Here is an 18842-nt window from a genome sequence, read left to right on the forward strand (position 1 = left end):
GATGGTAACCGTGGAATGCAGATAGGTCCCCACACGCTTGAAACTCCCTTGATTGTGGCTCCCATGGCCGGTGTAACTGACCGACCATTCCGTGAACTTTGTTTACGACTGGGGGCCGGCATGGCCGTTTCCGAGATGCTGCTGGCCAACCCGGATGTCTGGGATACCCAGAAAACCAGGATGAGAATGGATCACTCTGCAGAAGGCGGTTTGCGATCGGTCCAGATTGCCGGTGCCGACCCGGAGATGATGGCGTTTGCTGCCCGCTACAACGTGGAGCAGGGCGCACAGATCGTCGACATCAACATGGGGTGTCCGGCAAAAAAAGTGAATAAGAAGCTGGCAGGTTCCGCCCTGCTGCGTGCCCCCGATCAGGTCAAAGCAATTTGCCAGGCCGTGGTGGATGCAGTGAAGGTACCTGTCACCTTGAAGATCCGCACAGGATGGGATCCGGATAACCGCAATGGCGTGGAGATCGCCCGAATCGCCGAAGATTGCGGTATCGCGGCCCTCGCCGTGCATGGTCGTACCCGTGCCTGCCTCTACAAGGGCGAAGCGGAGTACGACACGATCAGGGCGATTAAGCAGGCCGTATCGATTCCTGTTGTCGCCAATGGTGACATCAACAGCCCGGAGAAAGCCCGGTATGTCCTCGACTATACCGGTGTCGACGCCGTGATGATCGGCCGAGCTGCGCAAGGACGACCCTGGATTTTCCGGGAAATCCGTCATTTTCTTGAGACGGGCACCAAGCTGCCGCCTCCCGAGAGGGAAGAGGTTCGCACCCTGATGAACGAGCATGTAACCAACCTGCACCGGTTTTATGGTGCATATCTGGGAGCGCGCATAGCCCGTAAACACGTGGGCTGGTATCTGGATGAAGAAGAGACGGGCCGAGAATTCCGTAAGCACTTCAATGCCCTGGATTGCGCAGACGCGCAACTAGAGGCACTCGAAGCGTATTTCGATGGATTAGGTTAACAAGATAACTAAAGAGCCGACCGAATATGTTCGAACAAACCCTGACTTCTGATGCATTGGTAACAACTACTCACAATCACGCTGCCGAGCCGACCCAGCGCCCCCTGCGTGACTCTGTGCAACAGGCCCTGCGTAACTACCTGGCCCAGTTGAACGGTCAGGAAGTGATTGATCTGTACGATATGGTTCTCTCCGAAGTCGAAGCGCCGATGCTGGACGTGATCATGCAGTACACCCGTGGTAACCAGACTCGCGCTGCCGTGATGATGGGGATCAACCGTGGCACTCTGCGCAAGAAGCTCAAGCGTTACGGCATGAACTGATTGTTGGCTGTCAGCCATTGATATGAAAGGCGCCTGGTAGCAATACCTGGCGCCTTTCCTTTATGCTCTCCCCCTCCATTTCACCACGACAACCCCGATGAACCGTACACCCCTGCTGCTGATGGTCCTGGTCACCCTGCTGGCCGCCGCTGGCTGGCTCTTCTCGAAAGAGACGATCCGCGAACTGCCCCCCGCCGCCTTTATTGGCAGCCGTTTCCTGCTGGCCGCCCTGTTGCTGCTGCCGCTCGCCTGGCTGCGTGAGTCTCCCCCCAGTCGGGCACAGTTGCTGCGTGCTGCGGGCAGCGGGCTACTGCTCGCCAGTTGCCTGCTGCTGTGGGTGACCGCCATCAGCCAAAGCGATGCGCTGGGCAGCGGTGCCTTTATCATGAGCGTCGCCACCCTGATGGCTCCTCTTGTCGCCTGGGCAGCCTTCAAGGCCAAACCCGGTCGCCACTACTGGCTCACCCTACCTGTTGCTATCGCGGGCCTGCTGCTGCTCTCCAGTAGCACCCACTGGGGAGCCTCCCTGTCGCTCTTCTGGTTTCTAGCCGCCGCCGCGGCGCAGGGCACCCAGCTGGCCGTCCATCGCCACATTGCCCAATCCATCTCCCCCACCTGGCTCACCTGCGTGCAGCTCGCGGTCACCGGCCTGCTCGGTACCCTGCTCTCCCTGCTGACCGAACAGTGGCCCGAGGGCGGGGTCAGCCACGGTATCTGGGGCTGGTTTGCCGCAAGCGTGCTCATCGCCACCACTCTGCGCTACTGGCTGCTCACCCACGCATTGAGCAAGATGACCACCGCCCACGCCGCGCTGATGATGCTGCTCGAACCGGTCTGGACCCTGCTGCTGAGCACCCTCTGCTACAACGAACCACTCGGCGGCGCCAAACTGGCCGGTGCCGGGCTGGTGCTCGGCGCGCTGGTGCTCTACCAGCTGCCCCTGCTGCTGCGCAGTGCGCGGCTCAAAGCACCCACCTGATGAGAGACACCGCCCCGGGGCGGTGTCATCATTTTCCCCCCTGTTAGCCGCTTTTATCCTGCTAATGCTGACCATCTGTTAACAACATTTAACCCTTGGTATCCATAGGGTTAAAGGGCATACCCCATGAAAAAATGCCATATGGCCAGCTTGATGAAGGTCACATTCCTCCCTCCTCTTGCACCCTATCATCCCCCCATCATCTGCCAGCCCGTCAAGTTGGCGATGCCACTAAAGTGGAACACTCACGAATAACAAGAGAAGAGACTATGCAGCAAACCAGCCCGCTCAAGACGGTCACGGTCAGCATATTGGCAACCGCCATGCTGATCTTTGTGGCCCAGTATCTGATAGGTAAACAGGAGATCCGGATCGGCATCGCCATCATCCCGATCCTGCCGATGCTCTTTGCCGTCATCATCGGCATGTGCATTTCCGCCAAGCCGGTCAAGGATCGCATCCCCGGCTGGAAGAAGCTCTTCACCGAGAAAGAAGAGGGTTTCTGCGGCAAGATGGTGGGCTTCAGCCTGCTGATCCTGGGTACCCAGTACGCGGGGATGATCATCCCCAACATCAAGATGATCCTGAGCGTCGGCGTGCCGTTGTTCCTGCAGGAGATCGGCAACCTGCTGCCAATCCTGATCGCCATTCCGCTGGCAGTGAAGTTCGGCTTTGGCCGCCGCGCCATCGGGGCCTGCTCCTCCATCAGCCGTGAGCCGTCCGTCGCGGTGATCCAGGGCAAGTTCGGTACCGGCTCTCAGGAGTACATCGGTGTGCTGGCCATCTACCTGTGCGGCTCCGTCATCGGCACCCTCTGGTTCAGCGTGCTGGGCAGTATCGCCCCGCTCACCGGCCTGCACCCGCTGGCGCTGGCCGCCGGTTCCGGCGTGGGCTCAGGCTCCATGCTGAGTGCCGCCTCCGGTGCCCTGATCAACGGTCTCGATGAGGCGCTGGCCCAGCAGGTGCTGAGCATCGCAGCCGCATCGAATCTGCTCTCCTCCGCTCTTGGCGCGCTCTCCCTCACCTATCTGGGTCTGCCGCTCGCTGAAAAAATCTATGCCCTGACTGCCAAAGGAGAGAAAGCATGAAAAGCATCGTAATGGATATGCGGTTCGTCTTTCTGGCGATCCTGCTGGCCATGTTTACCCAGACCCTGACCTCCGGCCTGCCCCTGTGGCAGATGGGTGACAGCTTCGTCGCCATGTCGCTGGTGGTGTTTGCTTCGCTGGTAGCCAAGCGCTATCTGCCCTCCTCCCTGCCGGCGTTTGCCTATGCCACCATCATCGGCATTCTCATCTGCCTGCCGGAGACCCCGGTACGCGGCCTCTTCATTGACGCCGTCGCCAAGATCTCCTTCCTCTCCTGCTGCGTACCGCTGCTGGCCTTTGCCGGTCTCTCGGTGGGCGGTCAGCTGGAAGAGCTGAAGAAGATGTCCTGGAAAGTGATCCTGATCTTCATGATCGTCTCCACCTGCTGCTTCTTCGGCGCCTCGCTGGTCGCCCAGCTCGGCTTCTCCATGCAAGGGATTATCTGATGAACAACATCCACATTGAACCGGCCCTGCTGGCCCTGCGCGACTTCAGTCAGGAAGTGCGCCACCACCTGCACACCATTCCGGAAGCGTCCGGTGTTGAGTTCAAGACCTCGGCCTACTGCCGCGAGCTGATGGCCGGCTTTGGCTACCGTCTCACCGACTACCCGGGCTTCACCGGTTTCCACGGCGATTTGGTGGTTGACCCGGTACTGCCGACCATCGCCTTCCGTGCCGACATGGATGGCCTCGAGATGCACGACATGAGCGACGTTGCGTTCAAGTCGAGCCACGAGGGGATGGCCCACAACTGCGGTCACGACTCCCATATGGCGATCGCCCTGACCACGGCCAAATTCCTCTCCGAACAGCGCTCTCGCCTGCAGTACAACGTCCGCTTTATCTTCCAGATGGCGGAAGAGGATATGCGGGTGCCGGGGGCCGAGAAGATGGTCGAGCTGGGTTGCATGAAGGGGGTGGACGAGGTCTATGCCCTCCATAACGACGGCGCCATGGAGACCGGCACCATCAAGTTCAACAGCGGTGTGATGTCCTCCTGGGGCTCCGCCTGGACGCTGGATGTACACGGCATCTCCGCCCATGGTTCCACTCCCCACAAGGGGCTGGATGCCATCCGCGAAGCGGTGCGGATCATCGAGGATATGGACTACATCGTCGCCAAGCGCACCAGCCCGTTCAGCCCGGCTGTGTTTGGCTGCGGCATGATCAACGGCGGCACCATCCCCAACGCCATCGCCGACCATGTGCAGGCGCGCGGCACCATCCGCGCCATGGATGCCGAGACCGACCAGATCCTGAAGAACAGCTTCAAGGAGATCGTGGCCCAGAGCGAACTGCGCGGCTTCAAGACCAAGATGGTCTATGCCGGGTATCCGGCGGTCGAGAACCACGCCGATGCCTGCGCCCGTCTGCTGCAAGCGGCAGCCGACGTATTACCCTCTGAGGGGATCAACGCTCAGGGTCAGCCGATGACCGGCAGCGAAGATTTCAGCTACATGGTCAACGCCTGCCGTGGCCGCAAGGGTGCCATGTTCTTCCTCGGCAGCGGCTGTCAGGCCAAGGGGATCTGCAACTACCTGCATGCGAATCCCTACTATCTGGATGATGACTGCCTGCTGGTCGGAGCCCAGATCTTTATCAATCTGGCAACGACTAAAAGCGCCTGACAGGCCAAGGGATTTGCAACTACCTGCATCAGGTCAAATCCCCTACTACCTGGATGATGACTGCCTGTTAGTGGGAGCCCAGGTCTTTATCAATCTGGCGACCCGCAGCGCTTAATCCCGCATCCTGAAAAAACAGAAGAGAGGCCACGGCCTCTCTTTTTTTATTTCTGCATGTTTGCGCTGTGCGCGGCAAACAACCCGTGGCTAGAGCCACGGCAGCTCCGCCATATTGGCGGCAGGCGGCTGGTTGATAAGGTGCAGTTGCACCGTCTCCCGGCTGATATGGGGAGCGTAGAGGTAGATAAAGTCATACATGTAGTCGCGCAGGTGAGCATGTTTGCGCAGGCAGATATGGGTGGCGCTCGAGGCGATCAGGTGATCGATATTGAGGCTCACCAGATCCTCCCTGTCCCCCTCATCGAAGGCCACGCTGGCAATCACCCCGACCCCCATCCCGAGCCGGACGTAATGTTTGATCACGTCGGTGTCGGTGGCGGTCAGCACGATTTTCGGCGACAGACCATGGCGACTGAAGGCCTTGTCCATCTTGGAGCGGCCGGTGAAACCGAACACATAGGTGATGAGGGGATAGCGAGCCAGATCCGCCATCGACAGCGGCTGGCAATCGATCAGCGGATGACCATGGGGCACCACCACGCTGCGGCCCCAGCGATGGCAGGGAATAGCAGCTAGCTCATCGAACAGATACATGGACTCGGTGGCAATCGCCATATCCACATCGCCGCTTTGCACCATCTGGGCCAACTGGGCGGGCGCCCCCTGATGCAGATTGATCGCTACCTCGGGATAACGGCGAGTGAACTCGGTGATCACCGCTGGCAGCTTGTAGCGCGCCTGGGTGTGAGTAGTGGCGATACGCAACACCCCGCTGGTGGCCAGCTGCTCCCCCAGCGACAGCTGGTTGATCTGCTCCACCTGCGCCACCACCCCCTTGGCCAGCTCCATCACCTTTTCACCCGCGCTGGTCAAGCCGACCAGATTCTTCCCCTTGCGGGTAAAGAGGGCGAACCCCAGCTCATCTTCCAGCATCTTCATCTGCTTGCTGAGGGTCGGCTGGGAGGTGTAGAGCTTCTCCGCCGTCGCCGAGATGTTGAAGTTGTTCTTCACGATCTCGGTAAAGTTCTTGAGCCGGGCGATATTCATCTGGACAAGGGATCTCGCTACTGCGGCCAGCAACGCTGGCGTTGATAAGAGCGCGCGGAGCATACCCCGCCGCTGACCGCCGACCATAACACAGCGCGCCGAACGATAATCTGCCCCAGGTCAGAAAGCGGCGAGCTAGTCGCTGGCGAGCTTGATCCCGAGCCCGACAAACAGGGTACCGATCCCCCGGTTGAGCCAGCGGCCAAAACGCTGTGACAACCGCACCTTGTGGCTGGCATAAACGGTGGTAAAGACCAGTAGGTGACACCAGATGATACCGCCCAGATTGAAGATGCAGCCGAGCAGGATAAAGGCGAACGCCTTGTCGGGGGCATCCGGTGCGATGAACTGGGGCACAAAGGCGAGGAAAAAGAGCGCTACCTTGGGGTTGAGCACATTGGTCAGCACCCCCTGCCGATAAATCTGGCCATAGGAGAGTGCAGGCAGAGTGGCCCCTCTCTCCATAGCCCCCGTTGCTTGCTGACGCAGCAGGGAGAACCCCAGATAGATGAGGTAGATGGCGCCAGCCAGCTTGATGAGGGCAAACAGTTCGGCCGACGCACTGAGCAGGGCCGACAGACCGAGGGCTGCCGCCAGCACATGCACCATGACACCGGTGCCGATGCCAAGGGCCGCGACCGAACCGGCACGCCACCCTTGCGAGCCACTGCGCAGCATGACCAGCAGGGAGTCCGGCCCCGGCATGATATTGAGCAGCAACCCCGAGACCATAAACAGTGCGAGATCATGAATACCGAACATCTCCCCTCCTTTCATATAGCCAAACTAAACAAAGAGGGGCTCCGCAGAGCCCCTTTCCATCTTATTTCACCACGTCTGCCTCAACAAACGAAGGGTCACAACCCCTTAGGGCCGTAGCGCCTTGTCCGCCCGGGAGATACCGCAGACGCCGGAGCGCACTACTTCGATGATCTCGTTGGTCTGGGCGGCAGTCTTGATAAAGGCATCCAGCTTCTCGCTGGTCCCTACCAGCTGCACCGTGTACTGCTCGGGGGTGACATCGACGATCTGGCCACGGAAGATATCCGCCAGCCGTTTCAGCTCGTCACGGGCCCCACCGGCGGCACGCGCCTTGACCAGCGCGATCTCCCGCTCGATATGCTCCCCTTCGCTCAAATCGCACACCTTGAGCACATCCACCAGCTTGTGCAGCTGCTTCTGGATCTGCTCCAGCACCCGCTCGTCACCCATGGTGACTATGGTCATGCGCGACAGGGTGGGATCCTCGGTGGGCGCCACCGTCAGGGTCTCGATGTTGTAGCCGCGCTGGGAGAAGAGGCCCACCACGCGGCTCAGGGCGCCGGATTCGTTCTCCAGCAGTACTGAAATGATGTGTCTCATCAGGTTCTCTCCGTCTTGCTCAGCCACATCTCGTCCATCGCACCGAACTTTATCTGCATCGGATAGACGTGCTCATCCGGGTCGACCGAGATATCCATGAACACCAGCCGATCCTTCATGGCGAAGGCCTTCTCCATGGCGCTCTCCAGCTCGGCCGGATCGCTCACCGCGATACCGACGTGGCCATAGGCTTCCGCCAGTTTGACGAAGTCCGGCAGGGACTCCATGTAGGAGTGGCTGTGACGGCCGCCGTAGAACATCTTCTGCCACTGCTTGACCATGCCAAGGGCGCGGTTGTTGATGGAGATGATCTTGATGGGCACCCCGTACTGCATGCAGGTCGAGAGCTCCTGAATGTTCATCTGTACCGAGCCGTCGCCGGTGACGCAGCAAACCACCGCATCCGGATTGGCAAACTGGGCCCCCATGGCGGCCGGAATACCGAAGCCCATGGTGCCGAGGCCCCCTGAGTTGATCCACTGGCGCGGTTTGGCAAACGGGTAGTAAAGGGCGGCAAACATCTGGTGCTGGCCCACGTCGGAGGCAACAAACGCCTGACCCTGAGTCACCTTGTAGAGGGTCTCGATCACCTGCTGCGGCTTGATCTGAGTGGGCGAGGTCTCGTAGGCAAGACAGTGACGGGAGCGCCACTGGTTGATCTGGCTCCACCACTCTGTCAGTGCATCTTTGTCGTTGTCGAAACCGCACTCGCGGATCACCTCCAGCATCTGCTCCAGCACAGTTTCCACCGAGCCGACGATGGGCACATGAGCCTGCACCGTCTTGGAGATGGAGGTGGGGTCGATGTCGATGTGGACTATGGTGGCGTTGGGGCAGAACTTGGCCACGTTGTTGGTGACGCGGTCATCGAAGCGGGCACCCACGGCGAAGATAAGATCCGCGTTGTGCATGGTCTTGTTGGCTTCGAAGGTACCGTGCATCCCCAACATGCCGATGGATTGCGGATGAGTACCCGGGAAGGCACCCAACCCCATCAGGGTAGTGGTGACCGGCAGGTTCAGCAGCTCAGCCAGCTTGAGCACCAGATGATCCGCATTGGCGTTGATGGCGCCGCCGCCCACGTACATCACCGGGCGCTGGGCATCCACCAGCAGCTTGGCGGCACGCTTGATCTGCCCCTTGTGGCCCGACTTGGTCGGGTTGTAGGAGCGCAGGGAGACGGTCTCGGGATACTGATAGGGGAACTTCTCTTTCGGGTTCTGCACATCTTTGGGCAGATCCACCACCACCGGCCCCGGGCGGCCGCTGGCGGCAATGTAGTAGGCCTTCTTGATGGCCTCGGGAATATCGCTCGCCTTCTTGCACAGGAAACTGTGCTTCACCACCGGGCGGGAGATACCGATCATGTCGGTCTCCTGGAATGCATCCTCACCGATCATGCTGGTCGGCACCTGGCCGGAGAGGATCACCAGCGGAATGGAATCCATATAGGCGGTGGCAATACCGGTAATGCAGTTGGTCGCCCCCGGACCGGAAGTCACCAGCACGGTCCCCACCTTGCCGGTAGAGCGGGCGTAGCCATCGGCCATGTGCACCGCGGCCTGCTCGTGCCGCACCAGGACATGCTCCATCTTGCCGTTTTCGAAGAGAGCGTCATAGATGTCGAGCACCGAGCCACCAGGGTAGCCAAAGACATGCTCAACCCCCTGATCCTCCAGCGCTCTAACCACCATCTGGGCGCCTGATAACATCTCCATGATAAAGCCCTCCAGGCTTTGCTCCGTTTAGCGAATACCACCGACGATGCCGTGCTTCCCGGCACGGTCCGATCCGTTTCTTGTTGTTATCTGAATGCAGATCGGCCCAATTCAGCCCCGTCGACAGGTGAAAAAAAGGATTTTTCCGTCATTCACCCGAAAATCGGGTGAAAAACCAACTTAACCCGCCAATGAACGGTTGTCCACGGCTTTGTCTGACCAGAACAGTCATACATTTCAACCAGCTATTGGTATTCAATGAGTTGCCGCTGCGGCGATGATACAAACGCGAAGCAAGTCGGGGAATAACCAGCGGATCATTCCGCAGAGGGGAAATTTGGCCACAAAAAAGCCCACCGCTTAGCGGTGGGCTTGCTACCGGATGCTCGACTCAGTTGTCCTGATCCGGCTCCGCCAGCCAGATCTGCTGATCCGGATCGGTCTCTTCACTGACCGAGATGCTGACGCCCATGTCCAGCAGCTCGTGCAGGGTCAGATTATCTGCCAGCGTCATGGTTTCGCCATTCTCATTGGTAAAGCGCATTTGCTCCATCCTCTCCTTGGTGGGATCGCTTTTCAGTCTAGTCAACAACGCTCACTTGCGATAACCAGCAGCTGGATAAACAGTCTCCCCCATCCAGCTCGCTCAGGCGATCACTCACCTCCTCCGGAAACAGGGTGCGGGCCCAGAGCCGGCGTGACAGAGAGGCCACGCTCTCGTCAGCTCCCGTCGCCAGCCAGCGGGCCAGCTCTCCCGCTACATCGGGGTAGCAGACCGCTCCCGGCGAGGCGCTGTCAAGCCAGTTGCGCACCAAATTGGCATCCAGCACATCCATCAGGGTCGCCAGCCCCATCATCTCGAGAGTCTTGCCGTTGGTCAGCTGCTCGAACTGACCGCCGAGGGGCTTGACCAACAGCTTCTTGCCGAGGGTAAGCGCCTCGGAAGCAAGCTCGAAGCCCGCGTTGGAGATGACGCCGCGACATCCCGCCAGCACGGCGATAAATCCGTGCCGCGATGGCGGCTCGAAACGCAGGTTGCGCCACTGGCTGGGGGTATGGATGGCGGGGTGAAAACAGACGAAACGCTGCTGGCCAAAGCGCGACAACAGGGCCGCGATCGCCTCGGTCTGCTCGAACGGCAGATAGATCAGGATCTCGCCGTTATCAGCCTGAGGGGCGATGGGGTCGATCACCGGCGGCAGCAAGGGGTGGCCGAAGTGAAACCAGTGCAGCCCGAGCGGCTGATCTACCGGGGCAAAGTGGCGCATCAACTGACGGCTGACCCCATCCTCCCCCCAGCGCGGGATCGGCCAGTTGAAGCTGGCCTGATGGCTGATGGTGAGGCTTGGCTTGCCATAGCGGCGGGCGGCATGGGCGCTCAGCGGCTCAAAATCGCTCACCACCAGATCGTATTCACTGCAATCGAGAGCCCGCAGATCCCGCCAGAAGGTGAGTGGCGATAAGGCCTGCAGAGTACGCCACGGAGAAACTCGCCCCTCGTGGCTGACGAAAGTGAGCCCGGCAAAGGTGCGGTACTCCCCGAACGCCTCCATGTCGAAGTAGCGGTCGGCGGGGCGGCCGCTAAAGAGATAATCCACCTCGACCCCGGCGTTGCGCAGCGCCCGCGCCAGAGTGCGACTGCGACTGATATGACCGTTGCCAGTGCCTTGCACACCAAACAGTATCCTCATGGATGGCTCCAGCCGAGCGCCAGCAGGGCGCAGCCACCACCCAGCAGGGCGCCTGCCACCAGATCGCTCAGGTAGTGGACCCCGAGTAATAATCGCGATGCCCCCACCAGCGCGGCCCAGCCAAACAGCAGGGGCGCCCAGAGTGGAAAGCCGGTCGCCAGTATGGTGGCCATCAGAAAGGCGGCGGCGGTGTGGCCGGAGGGGAGACTGTAGCGATCGGAAGGGGTGATAAAGACCGGCAAACCGACCGGCCGCTGCCGTTTCAGGCTGTTCTTCAGCAGCAGATAGAGGGGCAGTTCGATGGCGAAGGCGAGCAGTACCAGCTTCACCAGCTCGCGTTCACTCTCCCCCTGCCACCAGAGCAGGGCGGCCAGCACAGCGTAAAGCGGGCCGTCACCGGTGCGGGAGACAAGGCGACTCACCCTCGCCTGCTGCCGGTTATAGCCGTGCAGCAGGCAGACCCGGCACACCTGCAGGTCCCATTGCTGGATCTTGTTCATAGCCTCTCCTTCCACGCGATCTTCTTGCAGAGTAGGAAGGCGGGATGACAGGGTGTTGAACGGGGGATAACAGATTTATGAAAAAAGGGCCGAATGGCCCTTTTTAATCTCGGCGTTACAGCAAAATCAGTGATTGCCGCGCAGACCGGTCTCCATCAGACGGCAGTTGTGATCCGCCAGACGGGCCATGAAGTGTTCATCCACCTTCAGACCAAACACCTGCTCGTAGAGATCTTTCATCACGAACGGCTGCCACATCATGCTGAGGAAGGAGATCTTCAGCATCTCGGGATCCAGGTTGTCACCCAGCTCGCCATTGGTTTTCATGGTTTCCAGCAGGGCATCGAACTGCGGCAACTGACGCTCCAGCAGGCGGTTCAGCACAAAATCCCGGCCCGGGCTCTTTTCAGTCGACAATGCGCTGGAGATGGCAGAGGTCAGCTCGCTATTGGGCGCCATCACCTGATAGTAGGTGTTGAGCAGCTCGTTGAGGCTGTGGTTGCTGTGCTCATCTTGCCAGGCATGGTCGAGAGGCTCGGCCACATCACCCAGCACCGCTTTGTACAGACCCTCTTTACTGCCGAAGTAGTAGTGGATCATCGCCAGGTTGGAGCCAGCCAGCTCCGCTATTTCGCGGGTAGTCACCTTGCTATAGGGAGTATTGAGAAAACGCTCACGGGCGGCAGCAAGCAACTTGTCACGAATGTCAGAACGTCCGACCGGACGACCTGGTCTACGTTTTTCCATTTAACACCTCAGAAAATTCAGCCAATGCTGATAAGTCGATCTGGTTGTGCAAAGAATTGAGCACAGCAGGATTGACCAGATAATCGGTCATGGGCCGAATATGGGACAAGGAAATTTGCAATCCTTTACAATCCGATTAAATACGTCAGCAGATTTATACTGACCATCCGTGTTGACACAGCATAAAAATCTCGATATTGGTAAAAGGGTTATCGACTGGAAGGAATAACAACGTCATGCATATTGCCACCCCGCTACTACTACTCTCCCTAATCGCGTTAACTCGCGCGGGATCCTTGTAGCCGGGCTAAGGCATAGCCGGAATTTACAAAAACCCGTGCACCCTGCACGGGTTTTTTTATGCCGCCGCAGGACGCACGTTACCGAACTTAGGAAGAGGGAAGTCACATGTCAGATCGGGTCATCATATTCGATACCACCTTGCGTGATGGTGAGCAGGCCCTGGCGGCCAGTTTGACAGTCAAGGAGAAGCTGCAGATCGCCCAGGCACTGGAGCGGCTCGGTGTCGACGTCATGGAGGTGGGCTTCCCGGTCTCTTCTCCCGGCGATTTTCAATCGGTGCAAACCATCGCCCGCCACATCAAGAACAGCCGGGTCTGCGCCCTTGCCCGCGCCCTGCCCAAGGATATCGATGCCGCAGGTGAAGCCTTGCGGGTTGCCGACGCCTTTCGCATCCACACCTTCATCTCCACCTCCTCCATCCATGTGGAGAGCAAGCTGAAAAAAAGCTTCGAGGATGTACTGGAGATGGGTACCAGCGCCATCAAACACGCACTGCGCTACACCGACGATGTGGAGTTCTCCTGCGAGGATGCGGGCCGCACGCCGATTGATAACCTCTGCCGCATGGTGGAGGCCGCCATCAAGGCGGGCGCTCGCACCATCAATATCCCGGATACCGTCGGCTACACGGTACCGACCGAGTTCTCCGGCATCATCCACACCCTGTTCAACCGGGTGCCCAATATCGACAAGGCCATCATCTCGGTGCACTGCCACGACGACCTTGGCCTCTCGGTAGCCAACTCCATCGGCGCCGTGCAGATGGGAGCCCGCCAGATCGAGTGCACCATCAACGGCATCGGCGAACGGGCGGGCAACTGCTCGCTGGAAGAGGTGGCGATGATCCTGAAAACCCGCGCCGACCTGCTCGGGGTGCAGACCAATATCCGCCACAACGAAATTCATCGCACCAGCACCCTGGTCAGCCAGTTGTGCAACATGCCGGTGCAGCCCAACAAGGCGATCGTCGGTGCCAACGCCTTCTCCCACAGCTCAGGCATCCATCAGGATGGCGTGCTCAAGGCGAAAAATACCTACGAAATCATCACCCCCGAGAGCATTGGCCTAACCCAGAACAACCTCAACATGACCTCCCGCTCCGGCCGCCACGTCATCAAGCACCGGATGGAGTCCATGGGGTATGCCGAGAGCAGTTACGACCTCGATCACCTCTACGGCAAGTTCCTGACCCTGGCCGACAAGAAGGGGCAGGTGTTCGACTACGACCTCGAAGCGCTGGCCTTCTTCAGCCAGATCCACGAAGAGCCGGAGCACTTCAAGCTGGAGTACCTCGGGGTGCAAAGCGGCAGCTCGGTGCTGGCCACCGCCTCGGTCAAATTGAAGGTAGGGCAAGATCTGATCTGCGAAGCGGCCACCGGCAACGGCCCGGTGGATGCGGTCTACCAGTGCATCAACCGTATCACCGGCTACGAGATCCGCATCGACAAATATGCCCTCAAAGCTAAGGGCGAAGGGGAAGATGCCCTCGGTCAGGTCGATATCGTCGCCGAGTACAAAGGCCGCAAATTCCACGGCATGGGGCTGGCCACCGACATCATCGAATCTTCAGCCCATGCCCTTCTGCATGTCATCAACAGCATCTGGCGCGCCGATCAGGTCGCCGAACAGATGGAACGAAATAACACTATCAAGACGGAGACAGTATGAGCAGTTATCGGATCGCAGTATTGCCGGGTGACGGCATTGGCCCGGAAGTGATGGCCGAAGCCGTCAAGGTGCTGGAAAAGGTGCAAGCCAAGTTCGGCCTCGCCTTCGAATATGATCGCCACGATGTAGGCGGCATCGCCATCGACAACCACGGCACCCCGCTGCCGCAGAGCACCATTGCAGGCTGCGAGGCGGCCGACGCCGTGCTGTTCGGCTCGGTCGGCGGCCCGAAATGGGAGCATCTGCCACCCAACGATCAACCGGAGCGTGGTGCCCTGCTGCCCCTGCGCGCCCACTTCAAGCTGTTCTGCAACCTGCGTCCGGCCCGTATCTATACCGGTCTGGAGCAGTTTTCCCCGCTGCGCGCCGACATCTCCGATCGCGGTTTTGACATCGCCTGCGTGCGCGAGCTGACTGGCGGCATCTACTTCGGCCAGCCCAAAGGGCGCGAGGGAGAAGGGGCGAACGAGAAGGCGTTCGACACCGAGGTGTACCATCGCTTCGAGATTGAGCGCATCGCCAAGATTGCCTTCGAATCTGCCCGGGTGCGCAAAGCCAAAGTCACCTCCATCGACAAGGCCAATGTGCTCGCCTCCTCCATCCTGTGGCGCGAGGTGGTGACGCAAGTCGCCAAATCCTACCCGGACGTGGCACTGAACCACATGTACATCGACAACGCCACCATGCAGCTCATCAAGGATCCGTCCCAGTTCGACGTGCTGCTCTGCTCCAACCTGTTCGGTGACATCCTCTCCGACGAGTGCGCCATGATCACCGGCTCCATGGGACTGCTCCCCTCTGCCAGCCTCAACGAATCGGGTTTCGGCCTGTTCGAACCGGCCGGTGGCTCGGCCCCCGATATCGCCGGCAAAGGGATCGCCAACCCCATCGCCCAGATCCTCTCCGCCGCCCTGATGTTGCGTTACAGCCTGGGCCAGGAGGCTGCCGCCCAGGCCATCGAGCAGGCCGTAGCCCAGACCCTGGCCGAGGGTTACTTCACCGCCGACCTGCATCAGGCCAGCGCCCACCATCCGGTGCAGAGCACATCCGAGATGGGCAGCCAGATCGCCGCCCGGATCTGAGCCGCATAACAGAGAACAAGGAAGAGAGAAGCAATGGCCAAGACCCTCTATCAGAAAGTATTCGACGCCCACGTGGTACGGGAAGTGGAAGGGGAAACGCCCCTCATCTACATCGACCGTCATCTGGTACATGAAGTGACCAGCCCGCAGGCATTTGACGGCCTGCGCGCCATGAATCGCCAGCTGCGTCGCCCGGATCTGACTTGGGCCACCATGGATCACAACGTCTCCACCACCACCAAGGACATCGCTGCCTCCGGCGAGATGGCCCGCATCCAGATGGAGACGCTGGCCGCCAACTGCAAGGAGTTCGGGGTTCGTCTCTACGATCTCAACCACAAATATCAGGGGATCGTCCATGTGATGGGCCCCGAGCTCGGCATCACCCTGCCCGGCACCACCATCGTCTGTGGCGACTCCCACACTGCCACCCACGGCGCCTTCGGTTCGCTGGCGTTCGGTATAGGCACCTCCGAAGTGGAACATGTGATGGCCACCCAGACCCTGAAACAGGGCCGCGCCAAGACCATGCGAATTTCGGTCAACGGCAAGCTGGCCGAAGGGATCAGCGCCAAGGACGTCGTGCTTGCCATCATCGGCCGGGTCGGCCATGCCGGTGGTACCGGTTACGTGGTGGAGTTCGCAGGCAAAGCCATCGAAGGCCTCACCATGGAAGGTCGGATGACGGTATGCAACATGGCCATCGAGCTGGGCGCCAAGGCGGGGATGATCGCCCCCGACCAGACCACCATCGACTACATCCGTGGCAAGGAGTTTGCCCCCAAGGGCGAAGCACTGGAGCAGGCCATCGCCTACTGGCAGAGCCTCAAGAGCGACGCCGATGCCAAGTTTGATGCTGAAATGGTGCTGGACGCCGCCGACATCGCCCCGCAGGTCACCTGGGGTACCAACCCGGGTCAGGTGATCGCCGTCAATGAGCCCATTCCGGCACCGGAATCCTTCAGCGATCTGATGGAGCAGCAGTCCGCCCGCAAGGCTCTGGCCTACATGGACTTGCAACCGGGCCAGAAGCTCTGTGATGTCGCCATCGACAAGGTGTTTATCGGTTCCTGCACCAACAGCCGCATCGAAGACCTGCGCGCCGCTGCAGCCATCGCCCGTGGTCGCAAAGTAGCCGCTGGCGTGCAAGCGCTGGTGGTGCCGGGTTCCGAGCAGGTGAAGGCGCAAGCCGAAGCGGAGGGGCTCGACAAGATCTTCATCGAGGCCGGTTTTGAGTGGCGCCTGCCCGGCTGCTCCATGTGTCTGGCGATGAACAACGACAGGCTGCAACCGGGGGAGCGCTGCGCCTCCACCAGCAACCGCAACTTCGAAGGGCGTCAGGGCCGTGCCGGTCGCACCCATCTGGTGAGCCCGGCCATGGCCGCCGCCGCCGCCGTCACCGGCCGCTTCGCCGACATTCGCGCACTGTAAGAGGAGATAACGATGACAGGCTTCAAGCAACACAAAGGGATCGTCGTCCCCCTCGACAGCGCCAACGTCGACACCGACGCCATCATTCCCAAGCAGTTTTTGCAGAAGGTCAACCGCATCGGTTTTGGCAAGCACCTGTTCCACGACTGGCGCTTCCTCGACGATGCCGGTCAGCAGCCCAATCCCGAGTTCGTACTGAACCAGCCGCAATTCGCCGGTGCCAGCATCCTGCTGGCCCGCGAGAACTTCGGTTGTGGCTCGAGCCGCGAGCACGCCCCCTGGGCGCTGGCCGACTACGGCTTCAGGACCGTCATTGCCCCGAGCTTTGCCGACATTTTCTACGGCAACGCCATCAACAACGGCATGGTGCCGGTACGCCTGAAGGAAGAGGAGGTAGACGCCCTGTTCCAGCTGGTCGCCGCCCAGCCGGGTATCGAGATTGAGGTAGATCTGGAGGCCAATCTGGTACGAGCCGGAGATATCAGCTTCGGCTTCGAGATCGACGAGTTCCGCCGTTACTGCCTGCTCAACGGGCTGGATGCCATCGGCCTGACCCTGCAACACGAGGCAGCCATCAGCACCTTCGAAGCGAAGCAGCCGAGCTGGATTTAACGCGTCAGTTGCAAAAAAACGAGTAGAATCAACAGGGAGCTTCGGCTCCCTGTTTTACTGTCCGCCACGCTTCCCACTCTGGGCCACTGGAACCGGCCCGCGTTACAGGAAAGGATGATGAAGAGACCGACGGCAATTCCTCTACTCTGTGCCCTGTTGTTTGCGCTGCCAGCCAGCGCGGCACAAACCCACTTCACCAACGACCTCGGCCAGATCAACGTCGGCTGGCAAGATAGCGAAGGCAAGCCCCAACAGCTCACCTACCGGCTCGAACAGGGCAAGCTGCCGCCTCTTATCGCCTATCGCCCGGCCAGAATGCAGGAGGAGGTACTGCAGACCTTGCTGCGCGGGGTGCGAGAACACTATCCCGAGGTGCAATTCACCCTCTCTCGCCCCTCCCTCGAACTGCATCTGAAAAGCCACAATCAGGATAAAGCCAAAGAGGCCATGGCATGGCTGGAGGCGCAAAGGGGCAAGGAGGAGCAGACGTGGTTGAGCAAGCACTACTTCCAGTATTTCACACCACCGGATGGTCAGCTGGCAGTGAAGCAGGATCATGTGCGGATCGCCCTTGAGAGCCGCACTGGGCTGGCTCCGCTGGCGGCTCAGCTCAAACAGCAGGGCAGCACCGAAACGGAAGCTCGTCAGAAAACCGTGGCCCATATGCTTACCTTTATCCAGAGCATTCCCTACCAGCAGCTGGACAGTCTGAATGGCCGACAGGGCAAGGGTTTTCTCCCGCCCCGTCAGGTACTGGAGCAGAACCGGGGGGACTGCGACAGCAAGGTAACCCTGATGGCCGCCCTGCTGGCCCAGCTCTTTCCCGAATTGAAACAGGCCATGGTCTTCGTCCCCGGCCACGCAATGCTGGCCGTTGACCTGCCCACCAAACCGGGGGATGCAACCATCAACTGGCAGGGGCAATCCTATCTGCTGCTCGAGCCCACCGGCCCCGCCACCTTGCCAGCAGGCCAAATAGCATCGACCAGCAAAACGCTGGTCGATAGCAAGCAGTTGAGTGTGCAGCCGGTTCAGGGCAAAGGGTAACCCCTTCTCCTCTACCGATGGGGGGAGAGGATTACCCCAGCGTCTTAAACTCCACCGCCAGCAGCAATCCACCCTCCTCCTCCAGCACCCGGATAATGCGGGCGTGGGCTTCAAAGGGGGGCAACAGGTTGCTGTTGGTGGCAAGACTGATCCGGATTGGCTGATTGATGTCGAGCTGGTGTTCAGATACCGCAATCCCCATGCCGTTGGCACTGAGATCCCGGCAGATCCCCTCCAGCACCAGCTGCTGCTGATAGACGGTGACCGGAGCATTGATGACCATGCGCGCAAAGGCACGCCTTTCCTTGGTATTGGTAAGCACGCGAACATCCTCTGTTGGGTGGGCGTCATATCATGGGCATTGCACAATTGTGCTGGTCTACCCAAAAGAACGTTAATACAATGCGGTTCGTTTCTCAAACGGGGTGCGGTTTACCGCTGAGATTATACCCGTGTACCTGATCCAGATAATGCTGGCGGAGGAATTTGAGGCATGGCGCTCATTTTTTGCGCTCT

20 protein-coding genes and 1 riboswitch are annotated in these 18842 nt (G+C 59.9%); of the genes, 11 read left to right on the forward strand and 9 right to left on the reverse strand.

Features of this window, described 5'->3' with window-relative positions:
- The first annotated feature begins 15 nt into the window (after positions 1-15).
- The 6 genes from dusB to ACE1BR_RS09825 all read left to right on the forward strand — a co-directional run bounded on the left by dusB (position 16) and on the right by ACE1BR_RS09825 (position 5001).
- Positions 16-981 carry a tRNA dihydrouridine synthase DusB gene (gene dusB, locus ACE1BR_RS09800; protein ID WP_374869766.1) on the forward strand — a complete coding sequence of 322 codons (966 nt, stop codon included), beginning with the start codon at positions 16-18 and terminating at the stop codon, positions 979-981.
- A gap of 26 nt (positions 982-1007) precedes the next feature.
- Positions 1008-1304, forward strand: coding sequence for a DNA-binding transcriptional regulator Fis (gene fis / locus ACE1BR_RS09805; protein WP_005309538.1), 297 nt, complete (start codon positions 1008-1010; stop codon positions 1302-1304).
- Between the two features lie 97 nt (positions 1305-1401).
- Positions 1402-2283, forward strand: a complete 882-nt coding sequence (locus tag ACE1BR_RS09810; RefSeq protein ID WP_374869768.1) for a DMT family transporter — start codon at positions 1402-1404, stop codon at positions 2281-2283.
- 269 nt (positions 2284-2552) lie between these two features.
- Positions 2553-3371: a DUF3100 domain-containing protein gene (locus tag ACE1BR_RS09815; RefSeq protein WP_287866421.1), complete on the forward strand. Its 819-nt coding sequence runs from the start codon at positions 2553-2555 to the stop codon at positions 3369-3371.
- Positions 3368-3817: a hypothetical protein gene (locus tag ACE1BR_RS09820; protein WP_287866425.1), complete on the forward strand. Its 450-nt coding sequence runs from the start codon at positions 3368-3370 to the stop codon at positions 3815-3817. The genes ACE1BR_RS09815 and ACE1BR_RS09820 overlap by 4 nt, the downstream gene beginning before the upstream one ends.
- Positions 3817-5001 (forward strand): M20 family metallopeptidase, encoded by a 1185-nt coding sequence (locus ACE1BR_RS09825; RefSeq protein WP_374869771.1) that lies wholly within the window; start codon positions 3817-3819, stop codon positions 4999-5001. The genes ACE1BR_RS09820 and ACE1BR_RS09825 overlap by 1 nt, the downstream gene beginning before the upstream one ends.
- Before the next feature lie 204 nt (positions 5002-5205).
- On the opposite strand, the gene ACE1BR_RS09830 is transcribed toward ACE1BR_RS09825, so the two are convergent.
- From ACE1BR_RS09830 to ACE1BR_RS09865, 8 genes are all read right to left on the reverse strand, one after another.
- Complete coding sequence (locus ACE1BR_RS09830) at positions 5206-6165, reverse strand: LysR substrate-binding domain-containing protein (protein ID WP_374869773.1); 960 nt, start codon at positions 6163-6165, stop codon at positions 5206-5208.
- Between the two features lie 135 nt (positions 6166-6300).
- Complete coding sequence (locus ACE1BR_RS09835) at positions 6301-6927, reverse strand: LysE family translocator (RefSeq protein WP_374869774.1); 627 nt, start codon at positions 6925-6927, stop codon at positions 6301-6303.
- 105 nt (positions 6928-7032) lie between these two features.
- Positions 7033-7527 carry an acetolactate synthase small subunit gene (gene ilvN / locus ACE1BR_RS09840; protein ID WP_005311605.1) on the reverse strand — a complete coding sequence of 165 codons (495 nt, stop codon included), beginning with the start codon at positions 7525-7527 and terminating at the stop codon, positions 7033-7035.
- On the reverse strand, positions 7527-9245 hold the full coding sequence (locus ACE1BR_RS09845; RefSeq protein WP_374869776.1) for an acetolactate synthase 3 large subunit: 1719 nt from the start codon (positions 9243-9245) through the stop codon (positions 7527-7529). Before ACE1BR_RS09845 ends, ilvN begins: the two co-directional genes overlap by 1 nt.
- A 391-nt stretch (positions 9246-9636) precedes the next feature.
- On the reverse strand, positions 9637-9789 hold the full coding sequence (locus ACE1BR_RS09850; protein WP_098972262.1) for a hypothetical protein: 153 nt from the start codon (positions 9787-9789) through the stop codon (positions 9637-9639).
- Between the two features lie 37 nt (positions 9790-9826).
- A complete protein-coding gene (locus ACE1BR_RS09855) occupies positions 9827-10936 on the reverse strand; it encodes an MJ1255/VC2487 family glycosyltransferase (RefSeq protein WP_374869778.1) in 1110 nt (369 codons plus the stop codon).
- Positions 10933-11436, reverse strand: coding sequence for a phosphatase PAP2 family protein (locus tag ACE1BR_RS09860; protein WP_374869780.1), 504 nt, complete (start codon positions 11434-11436; stop codon positions 10933-10935). The genes ACE1BR_RS09855 and ACE1BR_RS09860 overlap by 4 nt, the downstream gene beginning before the upstream one ends.
- A 126-nt stretch (positions 11437-11562) precedes the next feature.
- Positions 11563-12183, reverse strand: a complete 621-nt coding sequence (locus ACE1BR_RS09865; RefSeq protein WP_374869782.1) for a TetR/AcrR family transcriptional regulator — start codon at positions 12181-12183, stop codon at positions 11563-11565.
- A gap of 408 nt (positions 12184-12591) precedes the next feature.
- Here ACE1BR_RS09865 and leuA point away from each other — a divergent pair, with 408 nt between their 5' ends.
- The 5 genes from leuA (at position 12592) to ACE1BR_RS09890 (ending at position 18326) form a co-directional block, all read left to right on the forward strand.
- Complete coding sequence (gene leuA / locus ACE1BR_RS09870) at positions 12592-14154, forward strand: 2-isopropylmalate synthase (RefSeq protein ID WP_374869784.1); 1563 nt, start codon at positions 12592-12594, stop codon at positions 14152-14154.
- Positions 14151-15236 carry a 3-isopropylmalate dehydrogenase gene (gene leuB, locus ACE1BR_RS09875; RefSeq protein WP_374869786.1) on the forward strand — a complete coding sequence of 362 codons (1086 nt, stop codon included), beginning with the start codon at positions 14151-14153 and terminating at the stop codon, positions 15234-15236. Before leuA ends, leuB begins: the two co-directional genes overlap by 4 nt.
- A 33-nt stretch (positions 15237-15269) precedes the next feature.
- On the forward strand, positions 15270-16667 hold the full coding sequence (leuC, locus tag ACE1BR_RS09880) for a 3-isopropylmalate dehydratase large subunit (RefSeq protein WP_374869788.1): 1398 nt from the start codon (positions 15270-15272) through the stop codon (positions 16665-16667).
- A gap of 12 nt (positions 16668-16679) precedes the next feature.
- Positions 16680-17279 (forward strand): 3-isopropylmalate dehydratase small subunit, encoded by a 600-nt coding sequence (gene leuD / locus ACE1BR_RS09885; protein WP_374869790.1) that lies wholly within the window; start codon positions 16680-16682, stop codon positions 17277-17279.
- Between the two features lie 117 nt (positions 17280-17396).
- Entirely contained in the window at positions 17397-18326 is a 930-nt protein-coding gene (locus ACE1BR_RS09890) for a transglutaminase domain-containing protein (protein ID WP_374869792.1), read from the forward strand.
- Between the two features lie 31 nt (positions 18327-18357).
- Here the strand turns inward: ACE1BR_RS09890 and ACE1BR_RS09895 are convergent, their stop codons facing one another.
- Positions 18358-18648, reverse strand: a complete 291-nt coding sequence (locus ACE1BR_RS09895) for a PilZ domain-containing protein (RefSeq protein WP_374869794.1) — start codon at positions 18646-18648, stop codon at positions 18358-18360.
- An 89-nt stretch (positions 18649-18737) separates the two neighbouring features.
- Positions 18738-18828, forward strand: a riboswitch (TPP riboswitch).
- Positions 18829-18842 lie beyond the last annotated feature (14 nt).

The sequence above is a fragment of the Aeromonas sp. MdU4 genome (assembly GCF_041929505.1).
In the GTDB taxonomy this organism is placed as follows: Bacteria; Pseudomonadota; Gammaproteobacteria; order Enterobacterales; family Aeromonadaceae; genus Aeromonas.

Coding starts and splice junctions, on each gene's coding strand:
- ACE1BR_RS09890 (WP_374869792.1), top strand. CDS start 17,397: ATGAAGAGACCGACGGCAATTCCTCTACTCTGTGCCCTGTTGTTTGCG.
- leuA (WP_374869784.1), top strand. CDS start 12,592: ATGTCAGATCGGGTCATCATATTCGATACCACCTTGCGTGATGGTGAG.
- ACE1BR_RS09855 (WP_374869778.1), bottom strand. CDS start 10,936: ATGAGGATACTGTTTGGTGTGCAAGGCACTGGCAACGGTCATATCAGT.
- ACE1BR_RS09865 (WP_374869782.1), bottom strand. CDS start 12,183: ATGGAAAAACGTAGACCAGGTCGTCCGGTCGGACGTTCTGACATTCGT.
- ACE1BR_RS09835 (WP_374869774.1), bottom strand. CDS start 6,927: ATGTTCGGTATTCATGATCTCGCACTGTTTATGGTCTCGGGGTTGCTG.
- fis (WP_005309538.1), top strand. CDS start 1,008: ATGTTCGAACAAACCCTGACTTCTGATGCATTGGTAACAACTACTCAC.
- ACE1BR_RS09810 (WP_374869768.1), top strand. CDS start 1,402: ATGAACCGTACACCCCTGCTGCTGATGGTCCTGGTCACCCTGCTGGCC.
- ACE1BR_RS09830 (WP_374869773.1), bottom strand. CDS start 6,165: ATGAATATCGCCCGGCTCAAGAACTTTACCGAGATCGTGAAGAACAAC.
- ACE1BR_RS09815 (WP_287866421.1), top strand. CDS start 2,553: ATGCAGCAAACCAGCCCGCTCAAGACGGTCACGGTCAGCATATTGGCA.
- ACE1BR_RS09860 (WP_374869780.1), bottom strand. CDS start 11,436: ATGAACAAGATCCAGCAATGGGACCTGCAGGTGTGCCGGGTCTGCCTG.
- leuC (WP_374869788.1), top strand. CDS start 15,270: ATGGCCAAGACCCTCTATCAGAAAGTATTCGACGCCCACGTGGTACGG.
- leuD (WP_374869790.1), top strand. CDS start 16,680: ATGACAGGCTTCAAGCAACACAAAGGGATCGTCGTCCCCCTCGACAGC.
- ACE1BR_RS09850 (WP_098972262.1), bottom strand. CDS start 9,789: ATGCGCTTTACCAATGAGAATGGCGAAACCATGACGCTGGCAGATAAT.
- ACE1BR_RS09845 (WP_374869776.1), bottom strand. CDS start 9,245: ATGGAGATGTTATCAGGCGCCCAGATGGTGGTTAGAGCGCTGGAGGAT.
- leuB (WP_374869786.1), top strand. CDS start 14,151: ATGAGCAGTTATCGGATCGCAGTATTGCCGGGTGACGGCATTGGCCCG.
- ACE1BR_RS09825 (WP_374869771.1), top strand. CDS start 3,817: ATGAACAACATCCACATTGAACCGGCCCTGCTGGCCCTGCGCGACTTC.
- ilvN (WP_005311605.1), bottom strand. CDS start 7,527: ATGAGACACATCATTTCAGTACTGCTGGAGAACGAATCCGGCGCCCTG.
- ACE1BR_RS09820 (WP_287866425.1), top strand. CDS start 3,368: ATGAAAAGCATCGTAATGGATATGCGGTTCGTCTTTCTGGCGATCCTG.
- dusB (WP_374869766.1), top strand. CDS start 16: ATGCAGATAGGTCCCCACACGCTTGAAACTCCCTTGATTGTGGCTCCC.